The sequence below is a fragment of the Streptomyces sp. NRRL F-6492 genome, from assembly GCF_001280125.1.
Classification (GTDB): Bacteria; Actinomycetota; Actinomycetes; order Streptomycetales; family Streptomycetaceae; genus Streptomyces.
The window spans coordinates 1-18,662 of record NZ_LGEG01000281.1 but is presented as its reverse complement, the minus strand read 5'-3'; the positions used below and the strand labels follow the sequence as shown (position 1 = coordinate 18,662).

The 18,662-nt window shown below is 73.3% G+C and carries 4 protein-coding genes; all 4 read right to left on the bottom strand.

Translation table 11 applies throughout. The features are described from left to right. Nucleotides 1–53: 53 nt before the first annotated feature. Nucleotides 54–14,636 (bottom strand): type I polyketide synthase, encoded by a 14,583-nt coding sequence (locus tag ADL08_RS34080; protein ID WP_078970597.1) that lies wholly within the window; start codon nucleotides 14,634–14,636, stop codon nucleotides 54–56. A gap of 186 nt (nucleotides 14,637–14,822) precedes the next feature. Further along, nucleotides 14,823–15,929, bottom strand: coding sequence for an NAD(P)-dependent alcohol dehydrogenase (locus ADL08_RS34075; protein WP_053650029.1), 1,107 nt, complete (start codon nucleotides 15,927–15,929; stop codon nucleotides 14,823–14,825). A gap of 47 nt (nucleotides 15,930–15,976) precedes the next feature. Next, nucleotides 15,977–16,777 (bottom strand): SDR family NAD(P)-dependent oxidoreductase, encoded by an 801-nt coding sequence (locus ADL08_RS34070; protein ID WP_053650027.1) that lies wholly within the window; start codon nucleotides 16,775–16,777, stop codon nucleotides 15,977–15,979. Further along, nucleotides 16,774–18,315 carry an FAD-dependent oxidoreductase gene (locus ADL08_RS34065; RefSeq protein ID WP_159043169.1) on the bottom strand — a complete coding sequence of 514 codons (1,542 nt, stop codon included), beginning with the start codon at nucleotides 18,313–18,315 and terminating at the stop codon, nucleotides 16,774–16,776. The genes ADL08_RS34070 and ADL08_RS34065 overlap by 4 nt, the downstream gene beginning before the upstream one ends. Nucleotides 18,316–18,662: the final 347 nt, after the last annotated feature.

Sequence of the window (18,662 nt, the reverse complement as noted above, 5' to 3'; positions counted from 1 at the left end):
GGGAAGTCGCGGGGTCGTGCGGTGGGCGAGTCCGGTGCCGGGGCGTGTCGTCGTCACTCCAGGCCTCCGTCGATGAGGGCGAAGAGTTCGTCGTCGGAGGCGTCGTCCAGGGCGTCGGCCTCCTCGTCGTCGCCCCCGGCGCCACCGGCTCCCCCGGTGCCGTCGGTGCCGAGCAGTGCCAGCAGTTCGGTGAGCCGGCCGCGGATCTCGGCGCGGATGGTGTCGTCGTCCCCGGAGAGCGTGCCGAGCGCGTTCCTGACCTTGTCGAGGTCCTGGAGCGCGGCGCGGGCGCCGGAGCCGGTCGCCGGGACGGCGGTGTCCAGGGCGAACTGCTCCTTGAGGTGTCCGGCGAGTTCGACCGGTGTCGGATAGTCGAAGACGAGGGCGGTGGGGAGCCGCAGGCCCGTGGCGGCGTTGAGCCGGTTCCGCAGTTCCACGGAGGTCAGCGAGTCGAAGCCGAGGGCCTTGAACGCGCGGTCGCTCTGCACCGTCTCCGGGCCGGTGTGGCCGAGGACGGTCGCCGCCTGGGTGCGGACGAGGTCGACGAGCAGCTTGTCGCGCTCCTCGTCCGGCAGGACGGCGAGCCGCTGCTGCAGGGTGTCGGTGCTCTCCGCGGCGCCGCTCGCGACGGCCCGCCGGGGAGCGGTGCGCACCAGGTTCCGGAAGAGCGGCGGCACGCCGCCGCCCTGACGGGCGAGTGCGGCCGTGTCCAGTCCGGTGGCGGTGACGACGGCCTCGCCGAGGTCCTGGGCGGCGTCGAACAGGCGCATTCCCCGGGCCGATTCCAGGGCGATCAGTCCGCCGCGTGCCATGCGCCGCAGGTCGGTCTCGTCCAGGTGGCCGGTCATGCCGCTGGCCTCGGCCCACAGGCCCCAGGCGAGGGAGACGGCGGGCAGGCCTTGGTGGCGGCGGTGCTGGGCGAGCGCGTCGAGGTAGGCGTTGGCGGCGGCGTAGTTGCCCTGGCCTCCGGCGCCCATGAGGCCGCCGACGGAGGAGTACAGGACGAACATGGTCAGGTCGAGGTCGGCGGTCAGTTCGTGCAGGTGCCAGGCGGCGTCGGCCTTGGGCCGCATGACGTGGTCGAGTTGTGCGGGTGTCATGGCGGCGATGACGCCGTCGTCGAGGACGCCGGCCGTGTGCACGACGCCGGTCAGGGGGTGCTCGGCGGGGATTCCGGCGAGCAGGTCGGCGAGGGCGTCGCGGTCGGCGACGTCGCAGGCGGCGAGGGTGACGCGGGCACCAAGGGCGGTGAGTTCGGCCTCCAGTTCCCGGGCGCCGGGGGCGGCGGGGCCGCGCCGGCTGGTCAGGAGCAGGTGGCGCACGCCGTACTCGGTGACGAGGTGGCGGGCGGCGAGGGTGCCGAGGCCGCCGGTGGCGCCGGTGACGAGGACGGTGCCGTCGGGCGCGGGGCGGGCGGGGATCGTCAGGACGACCTTGCCCACGTTGCGGCCCTGCTGGAGGAAGCGGAACGCCTCCGGGGCGCGGCGGACGTCCCAGGCGGTGACGGGGAGGGGCTGGAAGACGCCCTTCTCGAACAGGGCCAGGATCTCCACCAGCATCTCCTGGACCCGGTCCGGGATGCCGCCGTCGGCGTCCGGTTCGGTGCGGGCGAGGACGGTCAGGTCGTAGACCGTGTAGTCCACGCCGGGGTGGTCGGCGGCGAGCCGGCCGGCGTCGCGGATGTCGGTCTTGCCCATTTCGAGGAACCGGCCGCCGCCCGGCATGAGCCGCAGGGAGGCGTCGATGAACTCGGCCGCCAGGGAGTTGAGGACGACGTCGACGCCCCGGCCGCCGCTGGTGGCGCGGAACCGGTCCTCGAAGTCGAGGGTGCGGGAGGAGGCGATGTGGTCGTCGTCCAGGCCCAGGGCGCGCAGGGTGTCCCACTTGCCGGGGCTCGCGGTGCCGTAGACGTCGGCGCCGAGGTGGCGGGCGAGCTGGACGGCGGCGATGCCGACGCCGCCGGCGGCGGCGTGGACGAGGACCGATTCGCCCGCGCGCACCCGGCCGAGGTCGACCAGGCCGTAGTAGGCGGTGAGGAACACGACGGGTACGGAGGCGGCCTGGGCGAAGGTCCAGCCCTCGGGCATCCGGGCGATCAGCCGCCGGTCGCCGACGGCGACGGAGGCGAACGCGCCGTCGAACAGGCCCATGACCCTGTCGCCGACCTTGAGGTCGGTGACGCCGGGGCCGACCTCGGTGATCACGCCGGCGCCTTCGCGGCCCATCTGCGCGCCGTTCTCCGGGACGAGGCCGAGGGCGACCAGCACGTCCCGGAAGTTGAGGCCCGCGGCGCGCAGCGCGACCCGCACCTCGCCGTTCCGCAGGGGCGCGGCGACGTCGGGGCAGGGGGCGACGGAGAGGTTCTGCAGGGTGCCCTTGGTGGGGGCGACGACCCGCCATTCGGGGGCGTCGGGGACGGTCAGCGGGGCTCCGGCGGTGGCCGGGCGGACGAGGCGGGGGGCGTACGGTGCACCGGAGCGCAGCGCCAGCTGGGGTTCGCCGGCCCCGATCGCGGCGTGCAGGGCGCGCGCCGGGATGTCGGTGTCGTCGGTGTCGAGCAGGAGGAAGCGGCCGGGGTTCTCCGTCTGGGCCGACCGCAGCAGCCCCCAGAGGGTGGCGGCGGCCGGGTCGGTGACCGGTTCGCCGGAGAGGACGGCGGCGGCGCCGTGGACGACGACGGCCAGGCGGGTGTCGGCGAACCGGTCGTCGGCGAGCCAGGCGCGCACGGTGTCGAGGGTCCGGTGCGCCGCGGCTCCCGCGGTGTGGGCATCGACACCGCCGCCCCGGAGGGGCAGCAGGACGACCGCGGGAGCCGGGGCGCCTCCGGTCACCGAGTCGGCCAGCGCGGTCAGGTCCGGGAGGACCGTGGCGCCGGTCGCCCCGGTGAGTCGGTGGCCGGCGGGGCCGACGAGGACCCAGCCGGTGGCGTCGTACGGCTCGTCTCCCCCGCTGCCGTCTCCCCCGGCGTCGCCGTCGCGGGTGACGGGCAGGGGGGTCCAGTCCAGTACGAACAGGGCGTCGTCCTGGGGGGTGCCGGCGCCGCGCAGGGCGTCGGGCGAGACGGGCCGCAGGGTCAGCGCGCCGACGGTGGCGACGGGGGCTCCCGTGCCGTCGGCGAGGGTGAAGGAGGCGCTGTCGGGGCCGTCGAACACGGCCCGTACGCGCAGCACGGACGCGCCGGTGGCGTGGACGGTGACGTCGGACCAGGCGAAGGGCAGACCGGCCTCGCGCTCGCCCTCGGTGAGGCCGGGCAGCAGCAGGTGCAGCGCGGTGTCGAGGAGCGCGGGGTGCAGGGCGTACTGCCCGGCTTCGGCGGCCAGTTCGTCTGCGAGGGCGACCTCGGCGTACACCTCGTCGCCGCGCTGCCACAGGCGGCGCAGGCCCTGGAAGAGCGGGCCGTAGCCGAAGCCCTGCTCGGCGAGGCGGTCGTAGCCGCCGGTGAGGTCGATCTCGGTGGCGCCGGCGGGCGGCCACGCGGTGAGGCCCTCGGCCGGAGCGGTCTCGGGGCCGGTGGCGAGCACGGCGGTGGCGTGCCGCGTCCACGGCCGGTCCTCGCCCTCGGGGCGGGAGTGGACGCTCAGCGCGCGCCGCCCGTCGGCGTCGGCGGCGGCGACGGTCAGCTGGAGCCGGACGGCGCCGCGCTCGGTCAGGACGAGCGGCGCGGAGAGGGTCAGCTCCTCGACGCGGTCGCAGCCGACCCGGTCGCCGGCCTGGGTGGCGAGTTCGACGAACGCGGTGCCGGGCAGCAGGACGGTGTCGAAGACGGTGTGGTCGGCGAGCCAGGGGTGGGTTCGCAGGGAGATCCGGCCGGTGAGCACCAGGCCCTCGCCATCGGCGAGTTCGACGGCCGCGCCGAGCAGCGGGTGCCCGGCCGTGGTCAGTCCCGCCGAGGTCACGTCGCCCGTCGCCGCCTCGGTGACCAGCCAGAAGTGCTCGTGCTGGAAGGCGTACGTGGGCAGGTCGACGATCCGGGCGCCGATGCCGTCGAAGTGGCGGGACCAGTCGACGGGGACGCCGTGGACGTGGGCCGTGGCCAGGGAGGCGAGCAGCTGGTCGAGGCCGCCCCGGCCGCGCCGCAGGGAGCCGGTGAAGAGGGCGTCGGCGCCGGTGGCCTCGACGGTCTCCTCGATGCCGACGGCGAGCACGGGGTGCGGGCTCATCTCCAGGAAGACGTCGTGGCCCTCGCCGATGAGGGCGCGGACGGCGTCCTCCAGGCGCACGGTCTGCCGGAGGTTGCGGTACCAGTAGCCGCCGTCCATGGCGGCGGCGTCGGCCCAGTCGGCGGTGACCGTGGAGAAGAACGGCACCCGGGCGGGGCGGGGGCGCACGGGGGCCAGGAGCTCCGCGAGTTCGTCCTCGATGCGCTCGACGTGCGCCGAGTGCGAGGCGTAGTCGACGGGGATGCGGCGGGCCTTGACGCCGTCCGTGACGAGGGACGCGTACAGCTCGTCGAGGGCTTCCGTGTCGCCCGACACGACGGTGGAGGACGGGCCGTTGACGGCGGCGACGGACAGGCGCTCGCCCCATGCGGCGAGCCGCTCGGCGGTGTGCTCGCGGGGCAGCGGCACGGACATCATGCCGCCCCGGCCGGCGATCGCGAGGAGCGCGCGGCTGCGCAGGGCGACGATGCGGGCCGCGTCGTCGAGGGAGAGGACCCCGGCGACGCAGGCGGCGGCGATCTCGCCCTGGGAGTGGCCGACGACGGCGGCCGGTTCGACCCCGTACGAGCGCCAGACGGCGGCGAGCGCCACCATGACGGCGAACAGCGCCGGCTGGACGACGTCGACGCGTTCCAGGGAGGATCCCGCCGGGTCGGCAGGGTCCTCGCGCAGGACGTCGAGGAGCGACCAGTCGGTGTGGGGGGCGAGGGCGTCCGCGCAGGCGTGGATCGTCGCGGCGAACACCGGTGAGGTGTCGAGGAGTTCGGTGGCCATGCCGATCCACTGGGAGCCCTGACCGGGGAAGACGAACACGGTTCGGTCGTGGACGGCGGTCGCCGCGCCCCGGATCACGCCGGGCGCGTCCTCGCCCGCGGCAAGCGCCTCCACGGCGGCGAGCAGGTGCTCGCGGCCGGTGCCGAGGACGACGGCGCGGTGCTCGTGCGAGGGCCGGGTGGCGACGAGGGACAGGCCGACGTCGTCCGGCCGGGGGGCGGCGCCGTCGGTCTCCGTACGGGCGAAGGCGGCCAGCCGGCCGGCCTGCCCGCGCAGGGCGTCCTCGCCACGGGCGGAGAGGATCCAGGGGACGGCGGCGGGTGCGGGCCCGTTGTCGGTGGTGCCGGTGGTGCCGGTGGTGGGCACGGTGTCGGTGGTAGCGCCGCCGGTGGCGGTGCGGTCGCCCGGTGCCTGTTCCAGGATGACGTGCGCGTTCGTCCCGCTGATGCCGAAGGAGGAGACGGCGGCGCGGCGGGCGCGGCCCGCGTCGGGCCAGGCGCGCTGCTCGGTCAGCAGCTCGACGGCGCCCGCCTCCCAGTCGATCATCGGGGACGGCTCGTCGACGTGCAGGGTCCTGGGCAGGACGCCGTGGCGCATCGCCATGACCATCTTGATGACACCGCCGACACCGGCGGCGGCCTGCGTGTGGCCGATGTTGGACTTCAGCGAACCGAGCCAGAGCGGCTGTTCTTCCGGCCGGTCCTGTCCGTACGTGGCGAGCAGCGCCTCCGCCTCGATCGGGTCACCGAGGCGCGTGCCCGTACCGTGCGCCTCGACGGCGTCGACGTCGGCCGGGGTGAGCCGGGCGTTGGCGAGGGCCTGGCGGATGACCCGCTGCTGGGAGGGTCCGTTGGGGGCGGTCAGACCGTTCGACGCGCCGTCCTGGTTGACGGCCGAACCACGGACGACCGCGAGGACCTGGTGGCCGTTGCGCCGCGCGTCCGACAGGCGCTCCACGAGCAGCAGGCCGACGCCCTCCGCCCAGCCCGTGCCGTCCGCACCGGCGGAGAAGGACTTCGACCGGCCGTCGGGGGCCAGGCCCCGCTGCCGGCTGAACTCGACGAAGGTCCCCGGCGTCGACATGACGGTCACGCCGCCCGCGAGCGCCATCGAGCACTCGCCGGAGCGCAGCGCCTGCGCGGCCAGGTGCAGGGCGACGAGCGACGACGAGCACGCCGTGTCGACGGTGACGGCCGGGCCGGTCAGACCGAAGGTGTAGGACAGTCGGCCGGAGATGACGCTGCCGGTGTTGCCGGTGAGCAGGATGCCCTCCAGCTCCTGCGGCATCTGCTCCACCTTGGGCGCGTAGTCGTGGTACATCACGCCGGTGAACACGCCGGTCTGGCTGCCCTTGAGGGTGGCCGGGTCGATCCCGGAACGCTCGAAGGTCTCCCACGCGGTCTCCAGGAGGAGCCGCTGCTGCGGGTCCATGCTGAGCGCCTCGCGCGGCGAGATGCCGAAGAAGCCGGGGTCGAAGAGGCCCGCGTCGTGCAGGAAGCCGCCCTCGCGGACGTACGTCTTGCCGGGGCGCTCCGGGTCGGGGTCGTACAGGTCGTCCGCCCAGCCCCGGTTCTCCGGGAGGCCGGATATCGCGTCCGTGCCGTCGGCGACGAGCCGCCACAGGTCCTCGGGCGAGGCGACGCCGCCGGGGAAGCGGCAGGCCATGCCGACGATCGCGAGCGGCTCGTCGGCGGCCGCGCCGGAGACGCCGGTCGCGGCGGCACCGGCCGGGGCGCTGCCCGCGTCCCCGCCGGACAGCTCCTCGGCGAGGTGGTCGATCAGGGCCCCGGGCGTCGGGTAGTCGAAGACCAGGGTGCTCGACAGGCGCAGCCCGGTGGCGGTGTTGAGGCGGTTGCGGAGCTCCACGGAGGTCAGCGAGTCGAAGCCGAGCTCCTTGAACGCCCGCTCCGGGTTCACCGCCGCCCGGTCGCCATGACCGAGGACGGCGGCCACCTGGGCGCCGACCACCTCGGCCAGCACCCGCGACCGGTCGGCCGTGCCGAGGCCGGCCAGCCGCTGCCGCAGCGGCGCGGTGGCGGCGGACCCGCGGGCCGCAGCACCACGGGTACGGCGGTCGGTACGGGGGGCGAGGCCCCGCAGCAGCGGGTGGACCTCGTCGCGCTCCGCCCGGGCGCGCAGCTGCGCGGCGTCCAGGTTCATCGGGACGAGCAGCGCGGAGGCGGGCTCCGCGACGGACAGGTCGAAGAGGGCCAGGCCGTCGGCGCGCTCCAGCGGGGCGACACCGGCGCGGGCCATGCGGGCCATGTCGCCCGCGTCGAGCGTGTCGGCCATGCCGCCGCCCTGTGCCCACAGGCCCCAGGCGAGCGCGACGGCGTTCAGGCCGCGGGCGCGCCGGTGGTGGGCGAGAGCGTCGAGGAAGGTGTTGGCGGCGGCGTAGTTGCCCTGGCCCGCCGCGCCGATGAGGCCCGAGATGGACGAGTAGAGGACGAACGCGGACAGGTCGAGACCGGCCGTGAGTTCGTGCAGGTGCCAGGCCGCGTCGACCTTGGGCCGCAGCACGCGGTCGACCTGGTCGGCCGTGAGGCTGTGCGCGACGCCGTCGTCGAGGACGCCGGCCGTGTGCACGACGCCGGTCAGCGGGTGCTCGCCGGGGATCCCCGCGAGCAGGCCGGCGAGGGCGTCGCGGTCGGCGACGTCGCAGGCGGCGAGGGTCACGTGGGCGCCGAGCCCGGTCAGCTCGGCGGCCGTCTCCTCCGCGCCGGGCGCCTGCGCGCCGCGACGGCTGACGAGCAGCAGACGCCGTACGCCGTGCTCGGTGACCAGGTGCCGGGCCAGCAGGGCGCCGAGGCCTCCCGTACCGCCGGTGACCAGCACCGTTCCCTCGGGCCGCGCGGAGAAGGGCGAGGAGGCCGGCTCCTCGGACGCGGTCGCCGCCGCCCGCGTCAGACGCGGGGCGTACAGCTCCCCGTCCCGTACGGCCAGCTGCGCCTCACCGCTGCCGGGCACGGTGGGGAGCGCCGCGCCGGACTCCTCCGTGCCGTCCAGGTCGACGAGCACGAAACGGCCGGGGTTCTCGGTCTGCGCCGAGCGCAGCAGCCCCCAGACGACGGCCGGCGCGGGGTCGTCCGCACCGCCCTCCCCGTGGGCGACGGCGCCGCGCGTCAGCACGGCCAGGGTCGACGCCTCGAACCGCTCGTCGGCCAGCCAGTCCTGTACGAGCTCCAGCGCGCGCAGCGTCAGCGCCCGCGCCCGCCCCGGCACGTCGCCGGAGGCGGCGGTGCCGGACGCCCCGAGGGGGGCCAGGACGAAGGAGGGGACGGCGCCGCCCGCGTCGAGGGTACGGACGAGGGCCGCGAGGTCGTCGTGGACGGCGGCCCCGCCGGGCAGGCCCGGGACCGGGTCCGGACCGATGACGGCCCAGTCGCCGGGCGCCGAGGCGGCCGCGGGCGCGGCCGTCGGGGTCCACGTCACCTCGTAGAGCGACTCGTGGCGCACGGCCGTCGCACCGCGCAGCGCCTCGGCGGACGCCTCGCGCCACAGCAGCTCGCGCACGGTGGCCACGGGCGCGCCCGTGTCGTCGGCGACGTCGAGCGCCACGGTGTCGGGCCCGGTCCAGGTGAGCCGCACGCGCAGCCCGGCCGCGCCGGTGGCGTGCACGGTCACGCCGGACCAGGCGAACGGCAGGGCGGTGGGACGGTCGCCGTCGACGACCCCGCGCAGCAGCGGGTGGAGCGCCGCGTCGAGCAGGGCGGGGTGGAGGGCGAAACGGCCCGCGTCGGCGTGCTGCTCGTCGGCGAGGGCGATCTCGGCGAACAGCTCGCCGTCGCGCCGCCACACCCGGCGCAGCCCCTGGAAGGCCGGGCCGTAGCCGTACCCCTGCGCGTCCAGGTTCCCGTAGACGTCGGCGAGTTCGACCTCGGCCGCCTCCGCCGGGGGCCACACTGCCAGGTCTCCGGCGGCGGGGACGCCACCGTCGGTCAGGGTGCCGGTGGCGTGCCGGGTCCAGGCCCGGTCCTCGCCCTCGGGGCGCGCGTAGACGGCGAACTCACGTCCGGTGACCGTGACCTGGAACTGGGCGGCCCCGTGCTCGGGAAGCACGAGCGGTGCGGCGAGGGTCAGCTCCTCGACCGTGTCGCAGCCGAGCTCCACGAACGCCGTCCCCGGCAGCAGGACGGTCCCGAACACCGCGTGATCCGCCAGCCACGGGTGCGTACGGAGCGACAGCCGGCCCGTCAGGACCACCCCGTCTCCCCCGGCCAGCTCGACGGCCGCCCCCAGGAGCGGGTGCTCGGCCGAAGCCAGCCCGGCGGCCGCGACATCGGCCACACCCGCACTGCTCGACAGCCAGAAGTGCTCCCGCTGGAAGGCGTAGGTGGGGAGGTCGACGGGACGGGCGCCGGAGCCCTCGTAGTACGCCTTCCAGTCGACCGGCGTGCCGTTGACGAAGAGGCGGGCGAGGGCGGTGACGAGCTGCTGGGGCTCTGGGCGGCCCTTGCGGAGGGCGGGGATGCCGTTGGCCAGGGCCGACAGGACACCGTCCGGGCCGAGTTCGAGGAGGGCGTCCACGCCCTGGGCTTCGATGGTCTGGAGGGCATCGGCGAAGCGGACGGGGCGGCGGACGTGCTGCACCCAGTAGTCGACCGACTGAAGTTCTTCGGTGGTGATCTGGCCGGTGACGGTGGAGACGATCGGGATACGAGGCGTACTGAACGACAGCCCCGCCACCACGGCACGGAAGTCCTCCAGCATCGGCTCCATCAGCGGCGAGTGGAACGCGTGGCTGACGGTGAGCTGCTTGAACTTCACGCCCAACGCCTGGGCGATCTCCAGCACGACGGCCTCGACACCCGCGATGACCACCGACTCGGGGCCGTTCACGGCCGCGATACCGGCTTCGGCCTCACGCCCGGCCAACAGCGGCAGAACCGTCTCCTCCGACGCCTGCACGGCCACCATCGCACCGCCCGAAGGCAGGGCCTGCATCAGACGACCACGAGCGGAGACCAGCGTGCAGGCGTCCTCCAGGGACAACACCCCCGCCACATGCGCGGCGGCGATCTCACCGATCGAGTGCCCGGTCAGGATCTCGGGCTTCACACCCCAGGACTCCACCAGACGGTAGAGAGCAACCTCCAGGGCGAAGAGCGCCGGCTGCGTGTTCCCCGTCTCGTCCAGACCCTCCCCGGTGAAAATGACCTCCCGAAGCGACGGCTCCAGGTACGACAGAACCTCGTCGAAGGCCGCCGCGAAAGCGGGGAAGGACTCGTACAACTCCCTTCCCATCCCGGCCCGCTGAGCGCCCTGACCGGTGAACATCACGCCCACCCGACCGGTCCCGGCCACGCCTTCCACGGTCTCGTCCCCGACGATCACCGCCCGGTGCTCGAACACCGACCGCGACGAAACGAGCGATGCACCCACATCGACGGGACGGGCATCCACCTCAGCGGCATACGCACGGACCCGCTCCACCTGGTCCCGCAGCGCCCCCTCCGTACGACCGGAGATCACCCACGGCACCACCACCGGAGCAACACCCTCCCCCGGTACCGCCTCGGCTTCCGGCGCCTGCTCCAGCACCACATGCGCGTTCGTCCCGCTGATACCGAAGGAGGAGACGGCGGCGCGGCGGGCGCGGCCCGTCTCGGGCCAGGAGCGCTGTTCGGTGACGAGTTCCATCGCGCCCGCCGACCAGTCGATCAGCGGGGACGGCTCGTCGGCGTGCAGGGTGGCCGGAACGATCCCGTGACGCATCGCCATGACCATCTTGATCACACCGCCGACACCGGCGGCCGCCTGGGTGTGACCGATGTTGGACTTCAAGGAACCGAGCCAGAGCGGCTGTTCGGTGTCGCGCTCCTGCCCGTACGTGGCGAGCAGGGCCTCCGCCTCGATCGGGTCGCCCAGACGCGTGCCCGTACCGTGCGCCTCGACCACGTCCACGTCCGCCGCCGACAGCCGGGCACCGGCCAGCGCCTGGCGGATGACCCGCTGCTGCGAGGGGCCATTGGGGGCGGTCAGACCGTTGGAGGCGCCGTCCTGGTTGACGGCCGAACCGCGCAGGACCGCGAGGACCTGGTGGCCGTTGCGGCGCGCGTCCGACAGGCGCTCCACGAGGAGCAGACCGACGCCCTCGGCCCAGCCGGTGCCGTCCGCGTCCGCCGAGAACGCCTTGCAGCGGCCGTCCGCCGCCAGACCGCGCTGGCGGCTGAACTCCAGGAACATGCCCGGCGTCGACATCACGGCCACGCCGCCCGCGAGGGCCATCGAGCATTCGCCGGAGCGCAGCGCCTGCGCGGCCAGGTGCAGGGCGACGAGCGACGACGAACACGCCGTGTCGACCGTCATGGCCGGGCCCAGCAGCCCGAAGGAGTAGGCGATGCGGCCCGACATGATGCTGGGCGTCCCGCCGGTGAGCAGGTGGCCCTCGACGCCGTCGGGGGCGTCGTGCATACGGGGCCCGTAGTCCTGGACGGTCGCGCCCACGAAGACGCCGGTCTGGCTTCCCCGTACGTCCTCCGGGGTGATGCCCGCACGCTCGAAGGTCTCCCAGGCCGTCTCCAGGAGGAGCCGCTGCTGCGGGTCCATGCCCAGGGCCTCGCGCGGCGAGATCCCGAAGAAGCCCGCGTCGAACAGTCCCGCGTCGTGCAGGAAGCCGCCCTCACGGGCGTACGTCGTACCCGACCGCTCCGGGTCGGAGCTGTAGAGCGCCTCCAGGTCCCAGCCGCGGTCGTCCGGGAAGCCGGAGACCACGTCGGCGCCGCCGGCGACCAGCCGCCACAGCTCCTCGGGCGAGCCGACGCCGCCGGGGAAGCGGCAGCCCATGCCGACGATCGCGATCGGCTCGTCGGCCGCGTAGGCCGCCGGGACGAGACCGGCACCGGCCGGCTCGGAGGCCGTACCGTCCGCCTCCGCGAGGATGTGCTCGGCCAGGGCGTACGGGGTCGGGTAGTCGAAGAGCAGCCCGGAGGAGAACCGCAGTCCCGTCGCGCTCGCGAGGCTGTTGCGGAGCTCGACCGCCATGAAGGAGTCGAACCCCAGGTCCTTGAACGGCCGCCGCATCTCCACGGCACCCGCGTCACCGAGCACGGCGGCGACGTGCGCGGCGACGAGCTCGCCCACCACGCGCACCCGCTCGTCGTCGCCCAGCCCGTGGAGCCGCTGCGCGAGCGCGGTCACGGCGACGGCGGCCTGCGGCACGGCCGGGGTGTCGTCGAGCCAGTAGCGCTCCCGCTGGAAGGCGTACGTGGGCAGGTCGACGCGACGGGCGCCGGAGCCCTCGTAGTACGCCTTCCAGTCCACGGCCACGCCGTTGACGAAGAGGCGCGCGAGGGCGGTGACGAGCTGCTGGGCCTCGGGACGGCCCTTGCGAAGGACCGGAACACCGTCGGCCAGGGCCGACAGAACGGCATCCGGACCGAGTTCGAGAAGGTTCTCCACCCCTTGGGCCTCAACCGTCCGGACCGCGTCGGCGAAGCGCACCGGGCGGCGGACGTGCTGCACCCAGTACTCGACCGACTGAAGTTCCTCGGTGGTGATCTGGCCGGTGACGGTGGAGACGATCGGGATACGAGGCGTACTGAACGACAGCCCGGCCACCACGGCACGGAAGTCCTCCAGCATCGGCTCCATCAGCGGCGAGTGGAAGGCGTGGCTGACCGTGAGCTGCTTGAACTTCACGCCCAACGCCTGGGCGATCTCCAGCACGACCGCCTCGACACCCGCGATGACCACCGACTCGGGGCCGTTCACGGCCGCGATACCGGCTTCGGCCTCACGACCGGCCAACAGCGGCAGAACCGTCTCCTCAGAAGCCTGCACGGCGACCATCGCGCCACCGGCGGGAAGCGCCTGCATCAGACGACCACGAGCCGACACCAGCGTGCAGGCGTCCTCCAGAGACAGCACCCCCGCCACGTGCGCGGCGGCGATCTCACCGATGGAGTGCCCGGTCAACACCTCCGGCTTCACGCCCCAGGACTCCACCAGACGGTAGAGAGCGACTTCCAGGGCGAAGAGAGCCGGCTGCGTGTTCCCGGTCTCGTCCAGACCCTCCCCGGTGAAAATGACCTCCCGAAGCGACGGCTCCAGGTGCGACAGAACCTCGTCAAAGGCCGCCGCGAAAGCAGGGAAGGACTCGTACAACTCCTTGCCCATCCCGGCCCGCTGAGCCCCCTGCCCGGTGAACATCACACCGACACGACCGGCCCCGGCCACACCCTCGACCGTCTCGTCCCCGACGACGACCGCCCGGTGCTCGAACACCGACCGCGACGACACCAGCGACGCACCCACATCCACCGGACGGGCATCCGACTCAGCGGCGTACGCACGGACCCGATCGATCTGGTCCCGCAGCGCCCCAGCCGTACGACCGGAGATCACCCACGGCACCACCACCGGAGCCGTACCCCCGTCCAGTACCGCCTCGGGCTCCGGCGCCTGCTCCAGCACCACATGCGCGTTCGTCCCGCCCATGCCGAACGAGCTGACGCCCGCCACCAGGGGGCGGTCCGGGTGGGGCCACGGGGTGAGGTCGCGCTGGACGCGCAGGTTCAGCTCGTCGAGGGGGATGTCGGGGTTCGGGGTCTCGAAGTTGAGGCTGGCCGGGATCTCGCGGTGCTTGACGGCGAGGGCCGCCTTGATGAACCCGGCGATGCCCGCCGCGCCCTCCAGGTGCCCGATGTTCGTCTTGACGGAGCCGACCAGCAGGGGCTGTCCGGCGTCACGGTGTCCGCCGCCCAGGACCGCGCCCAGGGCGGCGGCCTCGACGGGGTCGCCGACCTTCGTGCCGGTGCCGTGGAGTTCGACGTACTGCACGTCCTGCGGGGCGAGGCCGGCGCGCGCGTAGGCGCGGCGGAGGACGTCCTCCTGGGCGTTCCCGCTGGGCGTGGTCAGGCTGCTGTCGCTGCCGTTGTTGACGGCGCTGCCGCGGATCACGCAGTAGATGTCGTCGCCGTCGGCGACGGCGCGCGCCAGGGGCTTGAGGAGCACGGCGCCACCGCCCTCGCCCCGGACGTATCCGTTGGCCCGGCTGTCGAAGGTGTAGCAGCGGCCGTCGGGCGACAGGCCGCCCCAGCGGGCGGAGAGTTCGGTCGTCTCGGCGAGGATGCTGAGGTTGACGCCGCCGACGATCGCAGCGTCGGCCTCGCCGGTCCGCAGGCTCTCGCAGGCGAGGTGGACGGCGACGAGGGACGAGGACTGACCGGAGTCGACGATGAGGCTGGGGCCGCTGGCGCCCAGGAAGTACGAGATCCGGTTGGCGATGATGCTGCGGTGGATGCCCGTGGTGGCGTGCTGGGTGGTGCCGTCGACGCCGTCGCGGTAGACGAGCTTGGCGTAGTCGTCCCAGATGGTGCCGATGAAGACGCCGAGCCGGCTGCCCTCGATGTCGGCGGGGACGGTGCCCGCGTCTTCGAGGACCTCCCAGGCGAGTTCGAGCATGAGCCGCTGCTGCGGGTCCATGAAGGAGGCCTCGCGCGGGGAGATGCCGAAGAAGCCGGGGTCGAACCGGTCGATCCGGTCGAGGAAGGCGCCCTGCGTGTCGCCGGCCCAGCGGTCCTCGGGGACCCCGGTGATCGCGTGCGCTCCGCTGCGGAGGAGTTCCCAGAGGGATCCCGGCGTCGGGGCCTGCGGGAAGCGGCAGGCCATCCCGACCACTGCGATCGCGTCATTCTGATCGACCTCGACATCGACGGAGTCGCCCGAGTCGCCATTCACGACGAATGCAGTGTCACTCATCACTCGACCTCACCACTAAGTAATCAACGGCATTCTGAATTTGCGCCCAATACTGCTTCCTTACGTTGCACCGTAGCCGGACGGCACCCCCTTGTGAGCCCCTAACAATCCCCTACAGCTCTTTGTCCTGCGGGCATGACAAAGGCGCGGCACCGATTTAACGGTGCCGCGCACGGTACGAAATGTTCAGTACACGAGAACGGGCTTGACCGTCCGTCCCCGCTCGGAATCCTCGGCGGCCTTGTTGATGTCGTCGAAGGGATAGGTCTGGATGAGGCGGTCGAAGGGGAAGCGGCCGGCCCGGTGGAAGGCGATGAGCCGCGGGATGAAGAGCGCGGGAACGGTGTCGCCCTCGACGACGGCCTTCAGGGTGCGGCCGAAGAGCTGGGAGATGCCGAGGGACACCTCCTGTCCGGTGCCGCCCGAGCCGACGATCGCCGCCGTGCCGCCGGTGTTGAGGACGTCGACGGAGGCGCGGACGGTCTGCGGGACGCCGACGGCGTCGACGGCGAAGTCGGCGCCCGAGCCGGTGAGGTGGACGATGTCCCGGTTGAGGGTGTCGGAGCCGGCGCGCAGGACGTGGGTGGCGCCCAGGTCGAGGGCGAGGTCGAGCCGGTGGTCGTGGTGGTCGGTGACCAGGATCCGGTCGCAGCCGGCGATGCGGGCCGCCATGACGGCGGCCAGGCCGACCGCTCCGGCGCCGAAGACGACGATGCTGCTGCCGGGCGGCGGCGCGAGCGAGTCGAGGACGGTGCCGGCGCCGGTCTGGAGCCCGCAGCCCATGGGGCCGAGGAGTTCCAGGGGGACGTCGCCGATGTCGTCCTCGACGCGGACGACGCTGCGTTCGTGGACCACGACCTCGTTGCTGAAGGAGGACTGGCCGAAGAAGTGCGCGCCGAGTTCGCCGCCGTCGGCGTCGCGGTAGGCGGTGGTGCCGTCCTTGCGCCGGCCGTACAGGTTCATGCCGAGGAACTTGGCGCAGTGCATGGGGTGGCCGCTGCGGCAGTTGCGGCACTGGCCGCAGCTCATCGGGGCGAGGACGACCCGGTCGCCCACGGCGACCGAGCCGACGCCCGCCCCGACGGCCGTGACGACTCCGCTGCCTTCGTGGCCGAGGACGGCCGGGACGCCGGGGGGCATGATCTGGTCGCGGGACAGCAGGTCGGTGTGGCACAGGCCGGTCGCGACGAGGCGGACCGCCACTTCGTCGATGCGGGGTTCCTCCAGGTGGAGGTCCTCGATCAGGAACGGGCCCCCCTTCTCCCTGACGATCGCCGCCTTGGTGACAGACATCGGAGTTCCTTCCTCGTGGTGCGGGGTGCCGGTGACCGGTGGCCGGGTCAGTCGGCCTGGTGCACGGCCCTGACGCCTCCGTTCTCGAAGGCCAGGTTCTTCTCGTGCGGTACGGGCAGGTCCGCGAAGGCGAACGGGGCGACGTCGCGGTCGGCCATGACGAGCCAGGCCTGCCCGGTGCGCCGGTCGGCGAGGACGGCCTCCAGGGCGTCGACCACGTCGGCCGAGGTCGCGATGGGCAGCCCGGCCCGGGTGAGCTCGTCCATCCGCTCGGCGATGAGCGGGGTGTCGACGAGCCCGGGGCACAGGGCGTTGATGGAGATGCCGTCCGCCTCCAGGACCGGCCCCAGGGACCGTACGAGTCCGACGACCGCGTGCTTGCTGGCCGCGTAGAAGACCTCGTACGAGGGGCGCATCCCGGTGGCGCTGGCGGTGACGACGACGGAGCCGCCGCTCGCCTTGAGCGGGCCGTACGCGGCCTGGACGCCGAAGACCACCGAGTCCAGGTTGACGCCCATCAGCCGGCGGTAGCGCTCGGGTGCGAACGCCTTGCCGATGGTCGTGCTGCTGATGGTGCCCGCGTTGAGGTGGACGACGTCGAGCCGGCCGTACGCCTCCACGGCGGCCGCGACCGCCGCCTCGTTGTCGGCGAGTTCCGTGACGTCGGTGCGGACGAAGAGGGCGCCCGTCTCGGCGGCCAGGGCCTCGCCGCGCCCGGTGTCCACGTCGGCGACGACGACCCGGCTGCCGTGGCCGGCGAACCGGCGGACGGCGGCGGCGCCGATGCCGCTCGCCCCGCCGGTCACCAGGACGACGGCGTTCTCGAAGGAGTGCGCGGCCGGGGTCACGGCAGCTGCACGGAGAGCTTGTGGCGGAAGACGTTGCGCGGGTCCCACTTGGCCTTGGCCTTCTGGAGCCGGGCGTAGTTGCCCTTGTAGTAGAGGGTCGGCCAGGGCACGGTGGAGGAGTTCCACGCCGGGTCGAGCACGTCGGTGTCCGGCCAGTTGACGAAGAGGCCGTCGTAGCGGTCGTTCGGGACGGGGTAGCCGCCGGTGTCGGCGTACAGGGCCCGGTAGAACTCCCTGTTCCAGGCAAGGTGGCGGGCGTCGTCGGCCGGCACGTCCCAGCAGCTGAAGACCGAGGCCAGCATGATGGCGGTGCGGTGCGAGGAGGCGGTCGCCGACTCCGCCTGGGCGTTGATCTGACCGCCGAAGGAGCCCAGGCTGAAGCTGGAGGCGGTGTGGGAGTACGTCGCCGAGGTCAGGTACTCGTAGACGGTGGCCGCCTGGTCGTCGGAGTACCGCTTGACCAGCAGGCCGCCCTTGGTGCGGGACCGGGGCGGGCCCTGGACGCCCATGGCGACGGCGGTGTCGGGGGCGTTGACCGTGGTGTACTGCCAGGCCTGCCTGCCGGTGTTGATCAGGGTGGCGCGCGGGGTGACGTTGGCGGTCAGGGCGGTGAGGAAGCCGTTGAGCAGCTGCTCGTTGCCCGGGACGGTCGGGTCGACCTGGGCCGAGACGAAGATGCGGCCGGCTTCCTTGCGGGGCGCGATCATCGAGGCGTAGAGCTGGTTGCCGGCCTGGCCGGGGGCGCTGTTCTGCTCGTGCCAGGTGCCGAAGTTCTTGAGCAGCTGGACGAAGGAGACCTTGTCCATGTCGGCCCAGTTCCAGATGGCGCGGCCGGTCATGAGGGCGGCCGGGCGCTTGGGCAGCGCGTCGCCGGGGTTGGTGGAGGTGACGCCGGGCGAGCGCATCCAGAAGCGGGTGACGACGCCGAAGTTGCCGCCGCCGCCACCGGCGTGGGCCCACCACAGCTCGCGGTTGGGGTCGTTGGACTCGCGGGTGGCGATGACGGTGCTGACGCCGCCCGAGGCGTTGGCGGTGACGACCTCGACCGCGTACAGGTGGTCGGCGACCAGGCCGTACTGGCGGGAGAGCGCCCCGACGCCGCCGCCGATGATGTGGCCGCCGGCACCGACGGCGGGGCACAGGCCGGCGGGGAGGGTGACGCCCCAGCCGAAGTCGAGCGTGCGGTAGATCTGGCCGAGCGTGGCGCCGGGCTCGATGCAGAACGCCTTGCGGCCGGAGTCGTACGTCACCGCGCGCATCTCGGAGAAGTCGATGACGATCTGCGTGGCCGGATCCTCGACCAGGCCGTCCAGGCCGTGTCCGCCGGAGCGGACCGCGATGCGCTTTCCGGTGGTGACCGCCTCGTACACCGCCCTGGCCACCTGGGAGGTGTCACGCACGATGCGGAACGACTCGGGAGCGGCTTTGTAGAGCTTGTTCCAGTTGCGCAGCTGGAGATCCGCGTACCGCGGGTCATTGGGAAGTACGGTGACGGCCGGCGCCGCGGATTCGGCGGATATGGACGCGGGACCGTCCACAGCCGATGCCTGATTGGCCACGGTGAGCCCTGCGGCCACCGCACCGGCCCCCACTATTACTTTTCGTCTGGTGTGAACAGACATGGAAAAGCCCCCCTGAGCATGAATGGGAAAGAACGCGAACGGCTCGATAGGAGATTATCGGCCCCTGGCCGAATTCAATCCCCTAGGGAGCCCCTATCCGTCCCCTATCCATCCCCTATAAACCCCCGGGAGAGGTGTGAGGCTGCCGACTGCCGGCTGTCGTCCGTCAGCCGGTGACGGTCCAGGTGTCGTTGCCGGTGAGGAGGTGGGCGAGGTCGCCTTTGCCGTGTTGTTCGACGGCGGTGTCGAGCTGTTCGGCCATG

Bases quoted from the DNA above. Each gene is read 5' to 3' on its own strand.
- ADL08_RS34080 (WP_078970597.1), bottom strand. From the start codon at position 14,636: ATGAGTGACACTGCATTCGTCGTGAATGGCGACTCGGGCGACTCCGTC.
- ADL08_RS34075 (WP_053650029.1), bottom strand. From the start codon at position 15,929: ATGTCTGTCACCAAGGCGGCGATCGTCAGGGAGAAGGGGGGCCCGTTC.